11 protein-coding genes are annotated in these 18,478 nt (G+C 61.4%); 7 read left to right on the forward strand and 4 right to left on the reverse strand.

The features are described from left to right. Position 1: 1 nt before the first annotated feature. Positions 2–2,983, reverse strand: coding sequence for a Na+/H+ antiporter subunit A (locus RAE09_RS06175; RefSeq protein ID WP_316981227.1), 2,982 nt, complete (start codon positions 2,981–2,983; stop codon positions 2–4). A 355-nt stretch (positions 2,984–3,338) separates the two neighbouring features. Beyond that, complete coding sequence (locus tag RAE09_RS06180; protein WP_316981228.1) at positions 3,339–4,706, reverse strand: dipeptidase; 1,368 nt, start codon at positions 4,704–4,706, stop codon at positions 3,339–3,341. Positions 4,707–4,946: 240 nt separating this feature from the next. Here RAE09_RS06180 and RAE09_RS06185 point away from each other — a divergent pair, with 240 nt between their 5' ends. From RAE09_RS06185 to RAE09_RS06215, 7 genes are all read left to right on the forward strand, one after another. Then, complete coding sequence (locus tag RAE09_RS06185) at positions 4,947–6,917, forward strand: OPT family oligopeptide transporter (RefSeq protein WP_316981229.1); 1,971 nt, start codon at positions 4,947–4,949, stop codon at positions 6,915–6,917. A 232-nt stretch (positions 6,918–7,149) separates the two neighbouring features. Then, the gene (gene groL, locus RAE09_RS06190; RefSeq protein WP_200435714.1) at positions 7,150–8,796 is read left to right on the forward strand and encodes a chaperonin GroEL; all 1,647 of its coding nucleotides are present in this window, start codon (positions 7,150–7,152) and stop codon (positions 8,794–8,796) included. A gap of 685 nt (positions 8,797–9,481) precedes the next feature. Then, entirely contained in the window at positions 9,482–9,661 is a 180-nt protein-coding gene (locus tag RAE09_RS06195; RefSeq protein WP_250410826.1) for a hypothetical protein, read from the forward strand. 33 nt (positions 9,662–9,694) lie between these two features. After that, positions 9,695–9,841, forward strand: a complete 147-nt coding sequence (locus RAE09_RS06200; protein ID WP_179387008.1) for a hypothetical protein — start codon at positions 9,695–9,697, stop codon at positions 9,839–9,841. 153 nt (positions 9,842–9,994) lie between these two features. Then, positions 9,995–10,894, forward strand: a complete 900-nt coding sequence (ppk2, locus tag RAE09_RS06205) for a polyphosphate kinase 2 (RefSeq protein WP_023019951.1) — start codon at positions 9,995–9,997, stop codon at positions 10,892–10,894. A 276-nt stretch (positions 10,895–11,170) separates the two neighbouring features. Beyond that, positions 11,171–12,319, forward strand: coding sequence for an alpha/beta hydrolase (locus RAE09_RS06210; RefSeq protein ID WP_316981230.1), 1,149 nt, complete (start codon positions 11,171–11,173; stop codon positions 12,317–12,319). A 106-nt stretch (positions 12,320–12,425) separates the two neighbouring features. Continuing rightward, positions 12,426–14,072, forward strand: coding sequence for a metallophosphoesterase family protein (locus tag RAE09_RS06215; RefSeq protein ID WP_316981231.1), 1,647 nt, complete (start codon positions 12,426–12,428; stop codon positions 14,070–14,072). Positions 14,073–14,094: 22 nt separating this feature from the next. Here the strand turns inward: RAE09_RS06215 and RAE09_RS06220 are convergent, their stop codons facing one another. Beyond that, complete coding sequence (locus RAE09_RS06220) at positions 14,095–18,018, reverse strand: Pls/PosA family non-ribosomal peptide synthetase (protein ID WP_316981232.1); 3,924 nt, start codon at positions 18,016–18,018, stop codon at positions 14,095–14,097. Further along, the gene (locus RAE09_RS06225; RefSeq protein ID WP_316981233.1) at positions 18,019–18,477 is read right to left on the reverse strand and encodes a MarR family winged helix-turn-helix transcriptional regulator; all 459 of its coding nucleotides are present in this window, start codon (positions 18,475–18,477) and stop codon (positions 18,019–18,021) included. It lies immediately after the preceding gene. Position 18,478: the final 1 nt, after the last annotated feature.

The raw sequence follows: 18,478 nt of genomic DNA on the forward strand, positions 1-18,478 counted from the left end.
TTTATTTCTCCTTTCCTGTTGTCGCGGCTGTGCTTGCTGTGGCGGCTTGTTTCTTTTCCTTGCGTTGCGCCCGTTGCGCCTTTTGCTTGGCGGTGCGTTGGCGTTGCTGCCGGGCCAGCGAGCGGGCGCGATCGCGGGCGCGCTGCTTACGCATTTCCTCTTCCTCATCCAACTTGGCACCCAAGGAATTCAGGATGTAGAGCGTAAGGCCCACGACGATGAGGTAGACGCCCGCATCGAAGACCAACGCCGAAGGCAGCGAAACCTTGCCGATGAGCGGAATCTCCGGCGAGGTGTACCCGCTGGTAAGCGGTGGGTGGCCAAAGAACATGGGGGTCACTGCGGCCAGTGCGGACAAGAAGAGGCCGGTGCCCATGGTGCGGCCGGCGTCGATAGGCAGGGTCTCTTCCAACTCTGCGCGCCCGCCGGCCAGGTAGCGCAGGATGAGCGCCAGCGCGGCGACGAGGCCGCCGGCAAAGCCGCCACCCGGTGCATTGTGGCCGGCGAAGAAGAAGTAGAAGGACAGCGCCACCATGGACGGGAAGAGCACGCGGGTGGAGACGTCAATCATCAGCGAGCGGTTGAGTGCCTGCTCCGATTCCACCCCGGCGGCCAGCCAGCGTCGGCCGGTCACCCTAAGGGTGGGGCGGCGGCTTTCGCGGCCGAAGGATTGGGTGCGATAAATCAGTGAGACTACGCCCAGCGCGGCAATGATGATGACCGTGATTTCGCCAAAGGTATCCCACGCGCGCAGGTCTACCAGTAAGACGTTGACGGTATTGGCGCCGTGCCCAATCTCCTTGGCTAGATCCGGCATGAACTCGGAAATGGGCTTGGACTGGCGGGCGTTGATGGCAAACATCGCAACCACGGTGACCGTCAGGCCCGTGCCCACCGATAGCCACGCGCGCAGGCGGCCCATCTTGGGGTCTTGCTTCCACTCGGCGGAAGCGGGCATGCGGCGCAGGACCAGCATGAAGATAACCATCACGATGGTCTCCGTCAGCAGCTGGGTTAGCGCAAGATCTGGTGCACCGTGGAGCGCAAAGATAAAGGCGAGTGTATAACCGGTCACGCCTACGATGATGACGGCGGACAGGCGGTTAGCGGTGACCGTGGCGGCCACCGCGGCCACCATAATGATGACGGCGGCCACGATCTGCCAGGGATTTTCCGCCACAATCATCCGAATATCGGTGAGGTCGCCCTTGATGAGCATGGCTACCGGCAGCAACATCAAGGTGGCAAAGATGACCGTGAGGTTCAGCTGCAGGGAGCCGCGCTGCGTGGTTGCCGTCGTGCGCAGCGAGAGCTGGCGCAGAAGAGCGATGACCGAATCATAGGCATCATCCGCATTGCCCAGTGCAGGGTAGGGGAATTGCCACTTGACTAGGACTTGGCGCTGCCAGTGCATGACAATACCGCCCACAATAATGAGCATGGAAAGGCCCAGCGCCACGCTAAAGCCATGCCACAGCGCCAACTCACTATGCTCCTTCGGGCCGAAGGTGGAGTTGAGGTGCTGGTCAAAGGCCGCCGAGAGCGGCTTGGGGAATACACCCAGCACCACGGTTAGGGCGGTGAGTAGGGCAGGGGAGAGCCACAGCCCCATGGTGACGGGATGCATCTTGGCGACGGCCTCTGCCGGCTCCGTGCCATTAACCTCCGGCTTGGTAGCGAAGGCGCCCCACAAAAAGCGCAGGGTATAGGCCATGGTGAGGATAGAGCCGAGGACATAGGCCACCAGCATCATATTGCGCGGCATGCCGGCCAGTAGCTCCTCGTGCATGGTGGCTTCCAGCACGGCCTCCTTGGCCACGAAGCCAAAGAGCGGTGGGACGCCAGCCATGGACAGGCCAGAGATGATAGCGATGCCGAAGAGGAAGGGCTCCTTGCGCCCCAGGCCGGATAGCTTGGTGATATCCCTCGTGCCCGAGCAGTGGTCGATGGCGCCAACGACCATGAAGAGCGCGGCCTTAAAGAGCGAGTGCGCAAAGGTCAGCGCGAGTGCGGCTTGCATGGCCTCGCGCGAACCCACAGCTGCGATGGAGGTAATAAAGCCCAACTGGGAGACGGTGCCATAGGCCAGCACCAGCTTCAGGTCGCGCTGCTTGAGCGCCATCCAGCCACCCAGCAGCATGGTAAATACGCCAAGGGAGATAACCACCACGTGCCAGGTGGCAACCTCATACATCGATGGCGCGAGGCGTGCGACTAGGTAGATGCCCGCCTTTACCATCGCGGCGGAGTGGAGATAAGCGGAGACCGGAGTCGGCGCCGCCATCGCACCCGGCAACCAGAAGTGTGCCGGCGCGATTGCGGACTTCGTTAGCGCGCCCGCCAAGATGAGCACGATGGCGACCGTGACAAATGGCGTCTGGGCAAAGTGCTGATAGGCGGCGATATCGTTAAAGGTCCACGCTCCGGTCTGGCGTCCGAGCAGGATGATGCCCATGAGCATGGACAGCCCGCCCAGTGCGGTGACCATGAGTGCCTGCTGCGCGGCGCGGCGGGAAGAGGCACGCTCCGCGTAGTAGCTGACCAAAAGGTAGGACAGTATGGAGGTAATCTCCCAGAACACGTACATTAGCAGGAAATTATCCGCGGCCACCAGGCCAAACATGGCGGTGGCAAAGCCCACCATTTGTGCGGCGAACATGGCTAGGCGGCGCCGCGTGCCATCAAAATAGCCCCAGCAATACACCAGCACCAGCGCGCCCATGCCCAAGATAATGAGGCTAAATAGCGCGCCCAATCCGTCCAAGCGGAGACTAAAACTCAGGTTGGCGGACGGCATCCACTCCACGGTGCGTTCGACCGCGCCGCCGTCTGTGAAGGTACCGCGCAGGAAATGCACGAGAGTCCATACGAAGCCTGCGCTGGGAACCAGTGCCAAAATTCCAAAAGCCGGGCGACCCATTCGCATGATGAGCAGCGGCGCGACCACGGAGGCGGCGATAAGAGCACCCAGAAGTACTAGCACGTTGGTTACTACGCTCCTTATGGTTGTGTCACGTTCTTATACCCCGCTGCCGCGAATACCACGAGCACACACACACGAGAACACAGCTGACGAGAAGCGAGAACATTCACGAGCCGCGCGCCGCTGAGTACGCCGCGGCGACACAGTGCAAGCAACATGGCCGAGCGCGGGGCCAACTTTTACCACTTTATCAGTTTTTCCACGGCTTTGAAAGGAATAATTTTATGCACTGTATTATATGCCGCTATTTCGGGCCGATTTAGGACAGAAATAAACCCCGCATCCCATCGGTTCGGGACGCGGGGAGTTGGCGGCAAGCCGCTAAACCGAAGCGGCGGCCGGGAGGGGTGAGCCCTTAGGCGTAGCGCTGCAAGAAGAGCGCTTCTGCGGCAGCGATGTTTTCGATCTCGGTGGGATCGACGGACTCATTGGCCGAATGGATGGTGCACTTTGGCTCCTCCACCCCGTAGAGAGCGATCTCCGCGTTCGGGTGAGCCTCTTGCAGCTCGGTGGTCAGCGGGATGGAGCCGCCCATGCCCTGTGCGGCGGTATCCGTGCCGTAGGCCTCGGTGAGGCACTCGCCCAGTAGCGCGGCGGCGGGCTTTTCCGGATCGGTGGAGAAGCCGGCATTGGCCTCGAGCACCTCGGCCTTCACGTGGGCGCCCCATGGGGTGTGGGCACGGAGGTGATCACAGACGGCGTCGGCAATCGCGGCGGCATCGGCGCCGGCTGGAACGCGCAGGTTGAGCTGCGCGGAAGCGGTGGCGGGCACGGCGTTGACGGCCTCTGCCACCGGAGTGGAGGTAAAGCCGGTCACGGTAATGGCCGGGCGGGACCAGACCATGTTGGCCACCGGGGTGGCACCGGCCGGGTCGTCCTCGCCCATGATCTTGGTGCCATCCAGTAGCTGCGCATCGGCGCGGAAGGCCTCGGCTGGGTACTCTTGGCCGGACCACTCGGCGGCGGTATCTACGCCATCGATAACGGTGCGGCCGTACTCATCGGACAGGGAGTCGATGGCGCGCATCAGGGCCTTGGCAGCATCCGGTGCCGCGCCGCCAAACTGGCCGGAGTGCACGGCGGAGGCCAAGGTATCGACCTGCACGCCAATCTGCGCGCCGCCGCGCAGGGACGTGGTCAAGGTCGGCTGGCCCACAGCGGCGTTACCCGCATCGGCGATGAGGATGGCGTCGGCAGCAAAAAGCTCCGGGCGATCCTTGATGAGCTGGGACAGGCCCTCGCCGCCGCGCTCCTCGGAGCCCTCGATGAGGTACTTCAGGTTCACCTTGGTGCCGCCGTTATTGTCCACCGCGCGCAGGGCGGCCAAGTGCATGGCCACATTGCCCTTGCAGTCGGCGGCGCCGCGGCCGTACCAGCGGGTGGAGCCATCGGCGGCCGCGCGCTCGGTCAGGGTGAACGGATCGGATTCCCAAGCCTCGCGGTTGCCGGCCGGCACCACGTCATAGTGGGAGTACAGCAGCACCGTCTTGGCGCCCTCGTCGCCCTTGCGCTCACCCAAGATGGCCGTGGAGCCATCGGCCGTGGTGATGGTTTCCACGCTCACTCCGGCCTCTTCCAGTGAGGACTTAACCCACTGGCTTGCGCCCTTGGTCTGATCCTCCAAACCTTCCTCGTCGTGGACGGAATTAAAGGCCACGAGCTCGCTGAGCTGGCGGAAAATGGTCTCGCGATCGTTGCGAATGCTTTCATTAAGTGCAGTCATGTTCTCTACGGTACCCGCCCGCCCCAAGCTATAGAGCAACCGGAATAGGAAAACGCTGGGGTGGTGAACTAAAATTTTTTTTCATTCCACCCTGTGCGGATTCTGTCCGTTCGGACTCAAACCGAGGAAAGAAACCGGTACCAAACAGATAGAAACGGACGTAGCTGGCCGCGGCCCGCTGTAGACCGCTGCGTGGGTGAAACAAGAAACTTTCATAGCCGAGAATAGAAAGGACCTGGCATGGCGAACGCATCATCCGCCGCAGGTTCCAAGGCCTCCCTGCCCGAGCTGACTCTGCGCGGCATCATCATCGGCGGCCTGATTACCCTCATCTTCACCGCCGCCAACGTCTACTTGGGGCTGAAGGTGGGCTTGACCTTTGCTACCTCCATCCCGGCCGCCGTGATTTCCATGGCGGTGCTGCGCCGGTTCAAGGGCCACAACATTAAAGAAAACAACATTGTGCAGACCATCGCCTCTGCCGCGGGCACCTTGTCCGCCATCATCTTTGTCCTCCCGGGCCTGGTGATGGTGGGGTACTGGCAGGGCTTTGGCTTCGTGCAGACGGCCGGCGTGTGCATCATCGGCGGCGTGCTGGGCGTGATGTATTCCATCCCGCTGCGCCGCGCTTTGGTCACCGGCTCCGATCTGCCCTACCCGGAGGGCGTGGCCGCGGCCGAGGTCCTCAAGGTGGGCGATGAGAATGCGTCTGGCACCAGCCAGGAAGAAAATGCCAAGGGCCTGCGCGTCATCGTCGCCGGCGGCATTACCTCGGCCGTCATGGCGCTGCTGACCGCAATGAAGGCCGCCGCCTCCGAGGTCACCGCCTATTTCAAGCTCGGCGCCGGCGCGACCACCCTGGGCACCAGCCTGTCCACCGCGCTTATCGGCGTGGGCCACCTGGTGGGCCTGCCGGTAGGCATTGCCATGCTGGTTGGCGTGGTGATTTCCTACTTCATTTTGCTGCCCATTTTCACCACCGGCGATATTACGGGCGCCACCGCGCTTGCCGACGTCGTCGATACCACCTTCTCCGATGACATCCGCTTCATCGGCGTGGGCACCATGGCCATTGCCGCCATTTGGACCCTGCTGAAGATCGCCGCTCCCATTGCTGTGGGCATCCGCCAGTCCCTAGCCTCCTCGCGCGCCCGCAAGTCCGGCTCCACCGTGGATGTCACCGAGCGCGATATTCCCTTCCCTTATGTCGCCACCACCATCGTGGCGTTCATGGTGCCTATCGCGTTGCTGTTGTGGGACTTCGTACGCGGTACCGATATTCACGACCACATGGCCGTGCTCATCACCGTCTCCGTCCTCTTTACCCTGCTGGTAGGTCTGATTATCGCCTCCGTGTGCGGCTACATGGCTGGCCTGATTGGTGCGTCTAACTCGCCCATTTCCTCCATCGGCATCATCGCCGTGCTCGCCGCCTCGCTGCTCATCGCGGCCGTCACCCGCGGCACCACTGCGGATCCTTTGTCTTTGGTGGCCTATACGCTCTTCACCGCGGCCATCGTCTTTGGCATTGCCACCATTTCCAATGACAACCTGCAGGACCTCAAGACTGGTCAGCTCGTCGGCGCTACTCCGTGGAAGCAGCAGGTAGCGCTCATCATCGGCGTGGTCTTCGGCTCCCTGGTCATCCCGCCGATTCTGCAGGTCATGCTCAATGGCTTCGGCTTCCAAGGCATGGAAGGCGCCGGCGAAGACGCCTTGGCCGCCCCGCAGGCCGCCCTGATGTCCTCCGTTGCCTCCGGCATCTTCGATAGCTCGTTGGACTGGAACCTCATCTTCATCGGTATGGCCATTGGCGCTGTCCTTATTATTATTGACGAGCTCCTGCGCAAGTTCACCGATAAGTACTCGCTGTCCCCGCTGGCCGCCGGCATGGGCATGTACCTACCGGCCGCCCTGACCATCGTCATCCCCATCGGCGCCATCCTGGGCACCTTCTATGACAAGTGGGCCGCGAAGCAATCCCACCCGGAGTTTGCCAAGCGTATGGGTACCCTCCTGGCCACCGGCCTCATCGTGGGTGAGTCCCTCTTTGGCGTGGTCAACGCCGGCATCATTGCCGCTGCTGGCGGCGAGAGCCCGCTGGAAATCTTTGAGGGTGGTGCCTCCGCCACCGTGGTGGGCGTGATCCTCTTTGTTATCGCGCTGACGTTCATCTACCGCTGGACCAAGCGCACGGTGAAGAGCTCCTAGTTCCTGATCCATTCCTTATATAATGGCGTCCCTTCGCGGGGGCGCCATTTTTTCTTGCAGTCGCGGTAGGAGAGTGCCAGAATGGTCGTTAGCACTCGCACAGTATGAGTGCCAGATAAATCTACATCGTTGTGGTTGAGGTTGGTTCACACTCACCAGCCATGCCGTCGCGGGCGTCCGCAGCGAGAAAGACGTGAGTGTCGTCCTCAATAAACCAAGGAGCACAAACACAATGGCAAAGATTATCGCTTTTGATGAAGAGGCCCGCCGCGGCCTCGAGCGCGGCCTCAACACGCTTGCCGACGCCGTCAAGGTCACCCTCGGCCCCAAGGGCCGCAACGTCGTCCTGGAAAAGTCCTGGGGCGCGCCGACCATTACCAACGACGGTGTTTCCATCGCTCGCGAAATCGAGCTCGAGGATGCTTACGAGAAGATCGGCGCCGAGCTGGTCAAGGAAGTTGCCAAGAAGACTGACGACGTCGCAGGCGACGGCACCACCACCGCAACCGTGCTGGCACAGGCTCTGGTACGCGAGGGTCTGCGCAACGTAGCCGCAGGTTCCAACCCAATGGGCATCAAGCGCGGCATCGAGACCGCAACCAAGAAGGTCGTGGACTCCCTGCTGTCTTCCGCCAAGGAAGTAGAAACCCAGGAGCAGATCGCTACCACCGCTGGCATCTCCGCTGCTGACCCGGCCATCGGCGAGAAGATCGCCGAGGCTATGTACACCGTGGGCAACGGCTCCGTAAACAAGGACTCCGTTATCACCGTGGAAGAGTCCAATACCTTCGGCGTTGATCTCGAGGTAACCGAGGGCCTGCGCTTTGATAAGGGCTACATCTCCGGCTACTTCGCTACCGATATGGAGCGTCAGGAGGCAGTCCTGGAGGATCCGTACATCCTGCTGGTTTCCTCCAAGATCTCCAACATTAAGGACCTGGTTCCGCTGCTGGAGAAGGTCATGCAGTCCGGCAAGCCGCTGCTGATTATCGCTGAGGACGTTGAGGGCGAGGCCCTGTCCACCCTCGTTGTGAACAAGATCCGCGGCACCTTCAAGTCCGTTGCGGTTAAGGCACCGGGCTTCGGCGACCGCCGCAAGGCCACCCTGCAGGACATGGCCATCCTCACCGGCGGCCAGGTCATCTCCGAGGAGGTCGGCCTCTCCCTCGAGACCGCCGAGCTCGAGTATCTGGGTCAGGCACGCAAGGTTGTCGTTACCAAGGACGAGACCACCATCGTTCAGGGTGCTGGCTCCCAGGAGCAGATCGACGGCCGCATCAAGCAGATCCGTGCCGAGATCGAAAGCTCCGACTCCGACTACGACCGTGAGAAGCTGCAGGAGCGCCTGGCTAAGCTCTCCGGCGGCGTTGCCGTCCTCAAGGTCGGTGCCGCTACCGAGGTCGAGCTCAAGGAGCGCAAGCACCGCATCGAGGACGCAGTCCGCAACGCAAAGGCTGCCGTGGAAGAAGGCATCGTTGCCGGCGGCGGCGTAGCGCTGCTGCAGGCTGCTTCCGTCCTGGATTCCCTGGATGACCTCAAGGGCGACGAGGCTACCGGCGTCAAGATCGTCCGCGAGGCCCTGTCTGCACCGCTGAAGCAGATTGCACACAACGCTGGCCTGGAGCCAGGCGTTGTTGCTGACAAGGTTGCCTCCCTGCCAGCAGGCGAGGGCCTGAACGCCGCTACCGGTGAGTACGTCAACCTCATGGAGGCTGGCATCAACGACCCGGTAAAGGTTACCCGCTCCGCTCTGCAGAACGCTGCTTCCATTGCAGCTCTGTTCCTGACCACCGAGGCTGTCGTTGCCGACAAGCCTGAGCCGGCCGGCGCCAACAACGGCATGCCGGACGCTGACGCTATGGGCGGCATGGGCTTCTAAGTCCAAACCCCGATAGGTCTAGAGACGGGCTCAGACAAGGCTCTTAGCGGCCTTCTAGCCCCTTTTGAGCGCCCCGCTTCTGTGCTTTAGAGCGCATGAGGCGGGGCGCTTCGGCGTGTCTGCACCACTTTGCGTCGCCGATACGATACGAGTTCATCGCAATTTCTCGGGCCAATCGCTGAATCTGCTTGTCACTGTAGTTTTCTAATCGGTACGCATGTTCAACGCACACTGCCCGATTCATTGTTCAGGCAGGCTTACAATTCAGCGCCACGGTACTTAACACGCGAACCATGCGCCCCAATGACCCCGTATAGGGGTAATTTTAACGGGTTGGATTAGAAAAATTTTTTCCCTTGGGAAGACTGGTTTACGGGCATAACTATCGTTCGCTACACCCCGAAGCGTTACAGTGTTAAAGTTTATTTAACGCAATCAACTATTTGGCAAACGAAAAACGCAGTTCAGGGCGATTGTGCCGTGAGGTAAAAATTTTCCAATACCCCTATAGGATATAGCTCTTTTCTTATCGAATCGCCTAGATGTGCAGACACCTATGCAAAATTGACTTGCTTTAGATTGAACTTGTGCCAAAATATTTCTTGTGACGCCCACTGAGGGTGTCTGCAAACTGCAAACCCCCTCCGGGGCAAGATAGCTTCGGAACTATTTTAGGAGTTCAAACATGGATCTCTCCCTCGTACAGACTCACCTGGACAACTTCGTTAACACCTGGGAAGGCTGGGCAAAGGTTCTTGGCGGCCTGCAGGGCTTCGGTCACCTGTTCCTGGGTGGCGAGATGGCACCGATTAAGGGCATCAACGAGAATCTTTCTTCCTACGCTGATTTCCTTTCCTCCAAGTAATTTCATTTCCTAAACAAGTCTTAAGGAGACAAAATGTCTGACTTCATTTCCCAGTTCGCTGCTTCCTCCGAGGGCATCTTCGAGCCGATCAAGTACGTCTTCGACCAGCTCTTCCTGGTTGCATCCCCGCTGGTTGATGTAGCTAAGGGTGCTTCCAAGCTGATCGGCATGTTCGCATAAGAACATCCTTCAGTTCTGAGCTTTAGCGCTCACTGAAGCAAGAAGGCCTACCGTTTCGGTAGGCCTTCTTTTTGTTTTGTTGGTCATCGGGGAGCAGGGGTAACTGCGAAAATTTAGCGCGCTAGATGTCTACATTCGGGTTACACTTAATGCATGGCTGATATTAAAGACGACGACCTTCCCGAGATCGACCTGGCAAAAACTGACGGCTACGTCGTCGATGGAACCGATGAAGATGATCCTTCGCTGATCATGCCGGATGGTTCCCCGGTTCAGACTTGGCGGGAAAATTACCCCTATGATGAGCGTATGACTCGCGATGAGTACGAGTCTGTGAAGCGCGCTCTGCAGATTGAGCTGCTGAAGTGGCAGAACTGGACCAAGGAGACTGGCCAGCGCCACATCATTATCTTTGAGGGTCGCGATGCGGCCGGCAAGGGTGGCACCATTAAGCGTTTTAACGAGCACCTGAACCCGCGTGGCGCTCGCACTGTGGCATTGGAGAAGCCGTCGCCGCGTGAGTCCACCTCGTGGTATTTCCAGCGCTATATTGAACACTTCCCGGCCGGTGGCGAGATCGTCTTCTTTGACCGCTCTTGGTACAACCGCTCCGGTGTGGAGCGCGTGATGGGCTTTTGTACCGAAAGCCAGCACGCGGAGTTCCTTCGTGAGGTTCCGATGCTGGAGAATATGATTCTTGGCTCGGGTATCTCCCTGACCAAGTTGTGGTTCTCTGTCACCCGTAAGGAACAGCGCACCCGCTTTGCTATCCGCCAGATTGACCCGGTGCGCCAGTGGAAGCTGTCCCCGATGGACTTGGCTTCGCTGGATAAGTGGGATGACTACACCCGTGCCAAGGAAGAGCAGTTCCGCTACACGGATACGGAAGAGTCGCCGTGGATTACCATTAAGTCCAACGACAAGAAGCGCGCCCGTATTAACGCCATGCGCTACGTGCTGTCTAAGTTCGAGTACACGAACAAGGACCACGAGCTGGTGGGCGAGGTCGATGAGAACATCGTGAAGCGTGGTCGTGACCAGATTGGTGACTAGGTGGAGCTAAATTAGCCGCACATTAGGCGGGAAACTCGGTAAATCCGGGTTTCCCGCTTTTCGTTTTAGGGGTACCAAAAGGGGGTAAATAGGGAGGAATAGTTTCGCGGAAATTAGAGGAATTTAAAGGGCTATTTCCGTGCGGTTATGTTACGGAACCGTAGGTAACATTGTCGAAAACTATTTGTGGTCTCCGTCTCAGAATATTTAGCATCATTGTTATCTCAATCTCATCTAGAACAAGAATATGACCTACAGCACCACGAGGGGACAGTGATGATGAAGAAGTACGTAACCGCCTGCCTGACGGCGGCAGCAGTACTGGCGGCACCAGTTGCGGTATCTGGCACGCTCACGGCAGGGGCAATCGCCCAGGAAGCCCCGGCACCTGCGCCCGCGGCAGACCAGAAACCAGATGTCCTTGGACGCCCAACTGTCTCGGAAAAGCAGGTATCCGATGAGGAAGGCTACTTCGACAGCGCTCACGGCGAGGGCATCAAGATCTACTACCGCAAGCAGAAGGTGGCCAACCCACGCGGTGCGGTGGTTCTTGCGCACGGTGTCTCTGAACACTCGGGGCGATACGATTACGTCGCCAAGCGCCTGCTGGATGCGGGGTACAACGTCTACCGTGTAGACCACCGCGGACATGGCAAGTCCGCGGGCGGCAGCGTACCGATGGGGCACATCGATAACTTCCAGTACATCCTGGATGACTTTGACCATGTGGTGGACATGGCCAAGGAGGAAAACCAGGGAGTAAAGACCTTGCTGCTGGGCCACTCGATGGGCGCGCTGACCGTGGAGGCCTATGGCATCCGCGAGCCGGGCAAGGTGGATGGCATCATCACCAACGGTGGCGGCGCGCCGCTCAACCTGTCGGGCAAGAATGTGGCCGGAAAGAATATCACCCCGGATGATATTTCGGAGACCCAGAAGAAGCTGGATCCCACCATCTTTGAGCGCCTGCCGCTGGCTCAGCTCACCAGCTTTAATGCGCACTATGCGCAGAACCTCATTCCGCACCGCACCGAAATCGGTGCACAATCGCCGGAGTGGAGCAAGAACATCAAGCTTTCTAACCCGTTCACGGATGGGGTCTCCACCAGCCAGGCGGTCAAGGATGAGTATGCTTCGAGCCCGCTCATCGCACAGAAGACCAGCGCCGGTACCGCCCTGCAGTTGGCGGCAATCGCGAATTATGACGCCGTCAATGCGGATCTCTTCACCGCACCGACGCTCATCATGCACGGCACCAAGGACGGCATCGTGCCGCCGTATTTCTCCCAGGATTGGTACAACTCCATCTCTTCCGAAGACGTGGAGTATGTGACCTGGGAGGGCCAGAAGCATGAGGTCTTCAATGAGCCGGCTGCGGATCAGGCCCTCGACACCGTCGTGGACTGGCTCGATCGCCACGCCTAAATCCTCGCGGGACCCAAGGAGAGAACTCTTGGCAGGCATACAGTGCTTGCCAAGAGTTTACGTATATGTAACCGCCTCGTTGCCCAGGCCGGATAGAAATTGAATTATGAAAAATAAACTCTGTGCTTTCTCATCTGTCCTGGCGCTCACCGGAATGGTAGGCGCGCCCGTTGCGGCGGCCCAGTCCTCGCTTCCAGGTTCCTCCTTTGGTTCTTCTTTGGGGTCATCGTTGGGCTCTTCCTGGGGGTCTTCCCAGGGCTCGTCCGAGGGTTCCTCCGCTGGGGACGAGGCGCAGCCGGGGGAAGGCGCTGAGTCGCGGGTGCTGTGGCAGGAAAGCTTCGACGGGGTGGATGCCCCGGCATGGTTTACCCACCGCGCGCCGGAGGGGTGGAGCGCGGACGTGCAGGGCGTGGACTCGGGCGAGGCCCGCTGGAAGGGCTGGACTTTTGGCGATATGCGCCACTGGACCTGGGCATCTGGTACCGATATGCGCCACTATTTCACGCAGGCGCATGACACTTTCGCCATCATCGACAACAAGCAGCAGCGCCTGGCCGAGGGCGATTCCATGACCGCCAAGCTGGAAAGCCCGGCTATCCCTGTAGCGGGGCAGCAGCGAGTGAATGTGGAATTCGACCACCATTACCGCCAGGGAAAGGATGGGCAGAATGCCACGGTGACGGTCTCCTTCGATGGCGGGGAAGCCCAGGAAATCGCCGCCTTTGAAAAGGACGTCTTCTCCAAGCACGAGTCCATTGGCGTGGACGTGCCGGCCGGCGCGAAGAATATGCAGGTTAGCTTCAGCTACAACAACGGCAATGATGACTGGTGGTGGGCGGTGGACAACGTGGGCGTCGTCAAGCCGCTCGGTGAGCTGCAAGGCTCGCCGCAGGCTACCGTGGACGTGCTTTCCGACGTCCAGGGCGACCCCCAAGACTACAAAGACGCGGTCCGCCAGTTGAACGGCATGGAGGACAAGGCCGGGGCGCTGGTGCTCAACGGCGACCTGGTGGACGATGGCTCGCAGGAGCAGTGGGACGATTTCTTGGCCGCGCACAGCGAGGTGCCGCACGATTCGGGCAAGGAATTGTGGACCATCGGCAACCACGAAATGTATGGCAAGGAAGGCTCTAAGACCTACCTCGATCGCTTCCTGAAGTACTCCGGACAGGACAAGCCGTGGAAGGAAGAAGTGGTGGATGGGGTGCCGCTCATTTCGGTAAATACCGAGTTTTATTCCGATATCCTGCGCCACGGCAAGGAGCCGTTCCAGCGCATCAGCAAGGAGCAGCTCGACTGGCTAGATGAGCGCCTAGCGTATTGGGATGCTAAGGGCACACCAGCGCTGGTCTTTAGCCATCCGCTGCTGCCGCAGACAGTATCGATGTCCCATTCGGCGTGGTACCAGAATGACTTTGAAAACCTTGAGGCGCTTTCCAATGTGGTCAATAAGTACAACAACATCGTGTGGTTTAGCAGCCACAGTCACTCCTCACTGCACCAAAATAACTGGTGGGGAACCCGCCGCTACGACGGCACCGGCGAGGCTGGCCGCACCGGTTTCCCGGTGGTCAACACCGGCGCCATCCTCAATGAGTACCTGCCGGATGGCGATAATGATGAGACAATCGTCAAGGAAAAGGAAGAGGCCTCCACCGGACTGCGGGTCAAGGTCTTTGCAGACCGCGTCCGGGTGGAGGCCTGGGACTTCAAGTCCGGCGAGATGATTAAATACCAGGACTTCGCGCGGTAGGGCGCAGGCTACTGCCGGTGGCCTAGCGCTTCCATGGCTCGATGGGGTTGCCCTGCCATACGGCGTTGGTGGGCACGCGGTCGCCGCGCATGACCAGCGAGCCGGGGCCCACGGTGGAAGCCGTGCCGATGAGCGAGGCCGGCAGCGCCACCGAATGGGCGGCCAGCGTGGAGCCGTCCTGGATGGTGACGGTATCTAGGCTCATCACGCGGTCCTGGAAAAGGTGGGTTTGCACCACCGTGCCGGGGCCCACGGTGGCGGCCTCACCGACGCGGATGAGGTCCGTTTCCGGGAACCAGTAGGAATCGATCCACGCGCCGCGGCCGATCTCCACGCCGAGGGCGCGCAGCCCCAGGTTGATCTCGCCGGAGCCGTAGGTGTGCTGGAAGAACCACGGCGCGGCGACGACCTCCACGAAGGTATCCTGCAGCTCGTTGAGCCAGACAAAAGCGGACCACAGCGGGTGGTCGGCCGCGCGGTGCTTGCCCACGCAGATCCACTTCACCGCGACGGTGACGGCCATGGCCACCGCACCCATGCCCATGAGCACGAGGCCGGAAAGGAGCCAGGTGAGGGGGAAGCCGAGGGCGTCGAGAAGCGAGTCATAGACGCTGAGGGTTGCCGCGAGCAGCATGGCAGAAAACATCGGCGCTAGAAGGCGCATGGTTTCCACCACGCCGCGGGCGGCCTTAACGGCAAAGCCCGGGTTATAGGTCAGCGCCTCACCCGAGTTAGCGGGGGAGTCCACCTCTACGGTCACGCGGCGCATGCGCTCTGGCGGCGCACCCCACCAGTTGGCGCCGGCCTTTGTCTTCTTCGGGGTAGAAGAAAGCACGGCAACCAGCGAGTTCTTCGATAGCTTGCGGCCGGGCGCGGTGATGCCGGAGTTGCCCACGAAGGAGCGCTTGCCCACCTTGGTCTCGCCGGTGCGCATCCAGCCGCCGCCGAGCTCGTAGCCGCCGATCATGGTGTCATCGGCCAGGAAGGCACCTTCTTTGACCTCGGTGAGCTTGGGGATCATGACCGCGGTGGAGATTTCCACGTTGGCGCCAATCTCCGCGCCGAGCGAGCGCAGCCACGCTGGGGTCAGCTGGGAGGCATAGAGCGGGAAGAGCTTGGTGCGGGCCTCGTCCATGAGGCGCTCGATGGCCCACAGGCGCCAGCCCTTGGCCGAGCGCACGGGTGCTACGCCTGGGCTAATGCCCAGCGAGAGGATGCGCACGCCCAGCCAAGTCTGCAGCATATAGGTGGCAAAGGCCGCCAGCGCGCCAACGGGCGCGAAGAAGATCGCACCGACAAAGCTATCGCCGCCCGTGGAATGCACGAGGGCCAAGACGATGGCCGCGCCTACCGCCAGCGCTACAACCGGTTGGATGGCCAGCAGGACGGAGGTGGCGTCATAAATGGCCACCCACCACGGCCGGCGCTTGGGCGTATGGGATGGGAAGCGGTGCTTGGAGCGACCCACCTTTTGGGCAGGCGAGCCGGACCAACGCTGGCCGTCCTTGATCTTCTTGCGGCCGGTGACGGTGGAGCCTGCCTCCACGTGGGCATACTTGCCCACCACGGTGCCAGGCAGCAGCGTGGAGCGCGCACCCACGCGGGCACCTTCCTTGACGTCGATGGCGCCCACATGCAGGATATCGCCGTCCAGCCAGTAACCGGAGAGGTCCACTTCGGGCTCGATGGCGGCGTGCTTGCCTAGGGTGAGCAGACCGGTCACCGGCGGCAGGGAGTGCAGGTCCACGCCGCGCTTGACCTTGACGCCAAGAGTACGGGCGTAGTTATTCACGCGCGTGGCACCTGCCAGTGAGCTCGCGCCGGAGGCATTAGCCCAGCGCTCGGCCGCCCAGATGCGCAGGTGCGTCGAACCGCCGCGCGGGTAATCGCCCGGCTTAATTCCGGCCGTAATAAGACGCGCACCGTAGCCGCCAATGGGGATGCGGCCGACGGGGGTGACAAAGACGATGAGCATGGCGATGACCAGCCACCACGGATAGGCCGCGGCCCACTCAAAGCCCAGCGATGCTGCCACGGTGGAACCCAGCATGAGCCATGCCAGCCAGCTGGAGGCGGCCAGCGTCATGACGGGAATCTGAATCAGGGTCTGGGCGAGGCGGGTGCCGAAGCCGACCTTGGTGACCTCGCGCATGGGGGCATCGGCAGCCGCGGGGCGCGGTTCGGCTCCCGCAATGAGCTCGGCCAGCGAGCCCAAGCGCGGGTGGTCGTAGAGGTCGCGCACGGCCACGGTGGGGTAGCGCTCCCTGATATGGCCCACGAGGGTCGCGGCCGCCAGCGAGGTGCCGCCGAGCGAGAAAAAGTCGGCGTTCTCGTCTTCCACGGACACGCCGAGCGTTTCGACCCACAGCTCCGCGAGCCACTTCTCGGTCTCGGTCAGCGTGGTCGATTCCACGCCCACTCCCGGCAGCGGCCACGGAAGGGCCTTCTTATCTACCTTGCCGGAGGTACGCACCGGCAGTTCTTCCATGACGCAGATGCGCGGGACGAGCGCGGCCGGCATGGTTTCGGCCAGGCGGGCGTGCGCGGCCTCGTGATCGAAGCCCTTGGCCTCATCCTCGAGGGAAACGTAGCCCACCAGGACGGATTCGCCGCCCGGGGTCTTCTGCACGGCCACGGCCGAGTTATAGACGTTATCCAGGGCCGCAACGTTGGCTTCGACTTCGCCGAGCTCGATGCGGCGCCCGCCAATTTTCACCTGGTCATCCACGCGGCCGACGAAGTACAGCCCGTCCTCCTCCAGGCGCACGTGGTCACCGGTGCGATACGCACGCTGCCAGCCCATCGACTCCAGCGGGGCGTACTTCTCCGCATCCTTGGCCGGATCCAGGTAGGACGCCAGTCCCACGCCGCCGATCACCAGCTCGCCGACGCCGCCTAATTCCACAGGCATGCCCTGCTTATCGACGACCACCAGGTCCCACCCATTCAACGGCAAGCCAATGGACACCGGCCGGCCTGGCAGCATCTGCTGCGCACAGGCGACGACCGTGGCCTCGGTGGGGCCGTAGGTATTCCACATCTCGCGGTCCTCGGTGGCCAGGCGGTCCACCAGTTCCTGCGAGCAGGCCTCGCCGCCGACGATGAGCAGGCGGATATTATCCAGCGCCTCGGCCGGCCACAGGCCCGCCAAGGTAGGCACGGTGGACACGACGGTAATATCGCGGCGGATGAGCCACGGGCCCAAGTCCATGCCGGAGCGCACCAGAGATCGCGGCGCCGGGACCAAGCAGCCACCGTGGCCCCAGGCCAGCCACATTTCCTCGCAGGAGGCATCGAAGGCGACGGACAGCCCGGCGAGCACACGATCCTCCGGGCCGAGCGGCCCGTGCGGGTGATTGACCAAAAAGAGGCTGGCCTCGGCATCCACGAAGGCAGCCGCGGAACGGTGGCTCACGGCCACGCCCTTCGGCTTGCCGGTAGAACCGGAGGTGAAAATGATCCACGCGGTGTCTTCTGGGCGCGGGGCATTGGGGTTCTCGGCCGGCTCCTCGGCGGAGGTGTCGGGGGCGTCCGGGCGCGCGGAATCGCGCAGGAAGCGGAAGCCTTCATCAGTAAAGACGCCATCGATATCGGCCTCGCCGAAGACCATCTCGGCGCGCTCGTCTGGGTCATCGGCGTCGACAGGCACGTAGGCCGCGCCCGCCGCCAGGGTCGCCAAAATGGCGAGGTAGAGCTCGCGCTTGCCGGAGGTCATCCGAATGCCGATCCGATCGCCTCGGCGCACGCCATTGGCGTGCAGCTCGGTGGCCCACAGCTCGACTTCGTGGATGAGCTCGGAGTAGGTGATGATCTCGCCGTCATCAAGCGCGGCGGCGTCTGGGTGCATCTCCGCGGTAGTGGTGATGATGTCCCACAGCGTACGCGGCCGCGGCGCCGCGCTACCTAGAAGGTACTGCTGCGGGACGAGCGATTCGGGGCCCGCCATTTATGCCTCGTCCTCGTCCGCGGCAATGATGGACTTGGCCAACTTTCGCAGGTGCTTGAGCTGCTTATTGGTGGACTCATCCAAGGCCTCGTCCTCAGCAGTGGCAACAAGCTCCGCCAGGTCTTTGTGAACCTTCGCGCCCTTCTTGGTGGACGCGACGATCTGGCGGCGGCGATCCTTCGGATCGCGCTCGCGCTTGGCCCAGCCGCGGTCCTCGAGGGCGTCGATAAGACGCACCATGTCAGAAGCATCAATGGCCAGGGTCTCGGAGAGGTAGGACTGCGACGCGGCATCCGCGTCCACCAGGCAGGTAAGGACCCAGTACTCGCGCAGCGTCGTCTGCTTGGTCTGCAGGGCAGCCTCGACGCCATCGCGGGTGCGGCGGCGGAGGCGCTCCAGCTGGAACGACGGGGATTCGAGCAGGGTCGTTGGGATTACAGAATTATTCGTGGAAGCCATA

The organism is Corynebacterium tuberculostearicum, from assembly GCF_032821615.1.
GTDB classification, from domain to species: domain Bacteria; phylum Actinomycetota; class Actinomycetes; order Mycobacteriales; family Mycobacteriaceae; genus Corynebacterium; species Corynebacterium tuberculostearicum_H.

Coding starts and splice junctions, on each gene's coding strand:
- RAE09_RS06225 (WP_316981233.1), bottom strand. CDS start 18,477: ATGGCTTCCACGAATAATTCTGTAATCCCAACGACCCTGCTCGAATCC.
- RAE09_RS06185 (WP_316981229.1), top strand. CDS start 4,947: ATGGCGAACGCATCATCCGCCGCAGGTTCCAAGGCCTCCCTGCCCGAG.
- RAE09_RS06195 (WP_250410826.1), top strand. CDS start 9,482: ATGGATCTCTCCCTCGTACAGACTCACCTGGACAACTTCGTTAACACC.
- RAE09_RS06200 (WP_179387008.1), top strand. CDS start 9,695: ATGTCTGACTTCATTTCCCAGTTCGCTGCTTCCTCCGAGGGCATCTTC.
- RAE09_RS06180 (WP_316981228.1), bottom strand. CDS start 4,706: ATGACTGCACTTAATGAAAGCATTCGCAACGATCGCGAGACCATTTTC.
- RAE09_RS06210 (WP_316981230.1), top strand. CDS start 11,171: ATGATGAAGAAGTACGTAACCGCCTGCCTGACGGCGGCAGCAGTACTG.
- RAE09_RS06220 (WP_316981232.1), bottom strand. CDS start 18,018: ATGGCGGGCCCCGAATCGCTCGTCCCGCAGCAGTACCTTCTAGGTAGC.
- groL (WP_200435714.1), top strand. CDS start 7,150: ATGGCAAAGATTATCGCTTTTGATGAAGAGGCCCGCCGCGGCCTCGAG.
- RAE09_RS06215 (WP_316981231.1), top strand. CDS start 12,426: ATGAAAAATAAACTCTGTGCTTTCTCATCTGTCCTGGCGCTCACCGGA.
- ppk2 (WP_023019951.1), top strand. CDS start 9,995: ATGGCTGATATTAAAGACGACGACCTTCCCGAGATCGACCTGGCAAAA.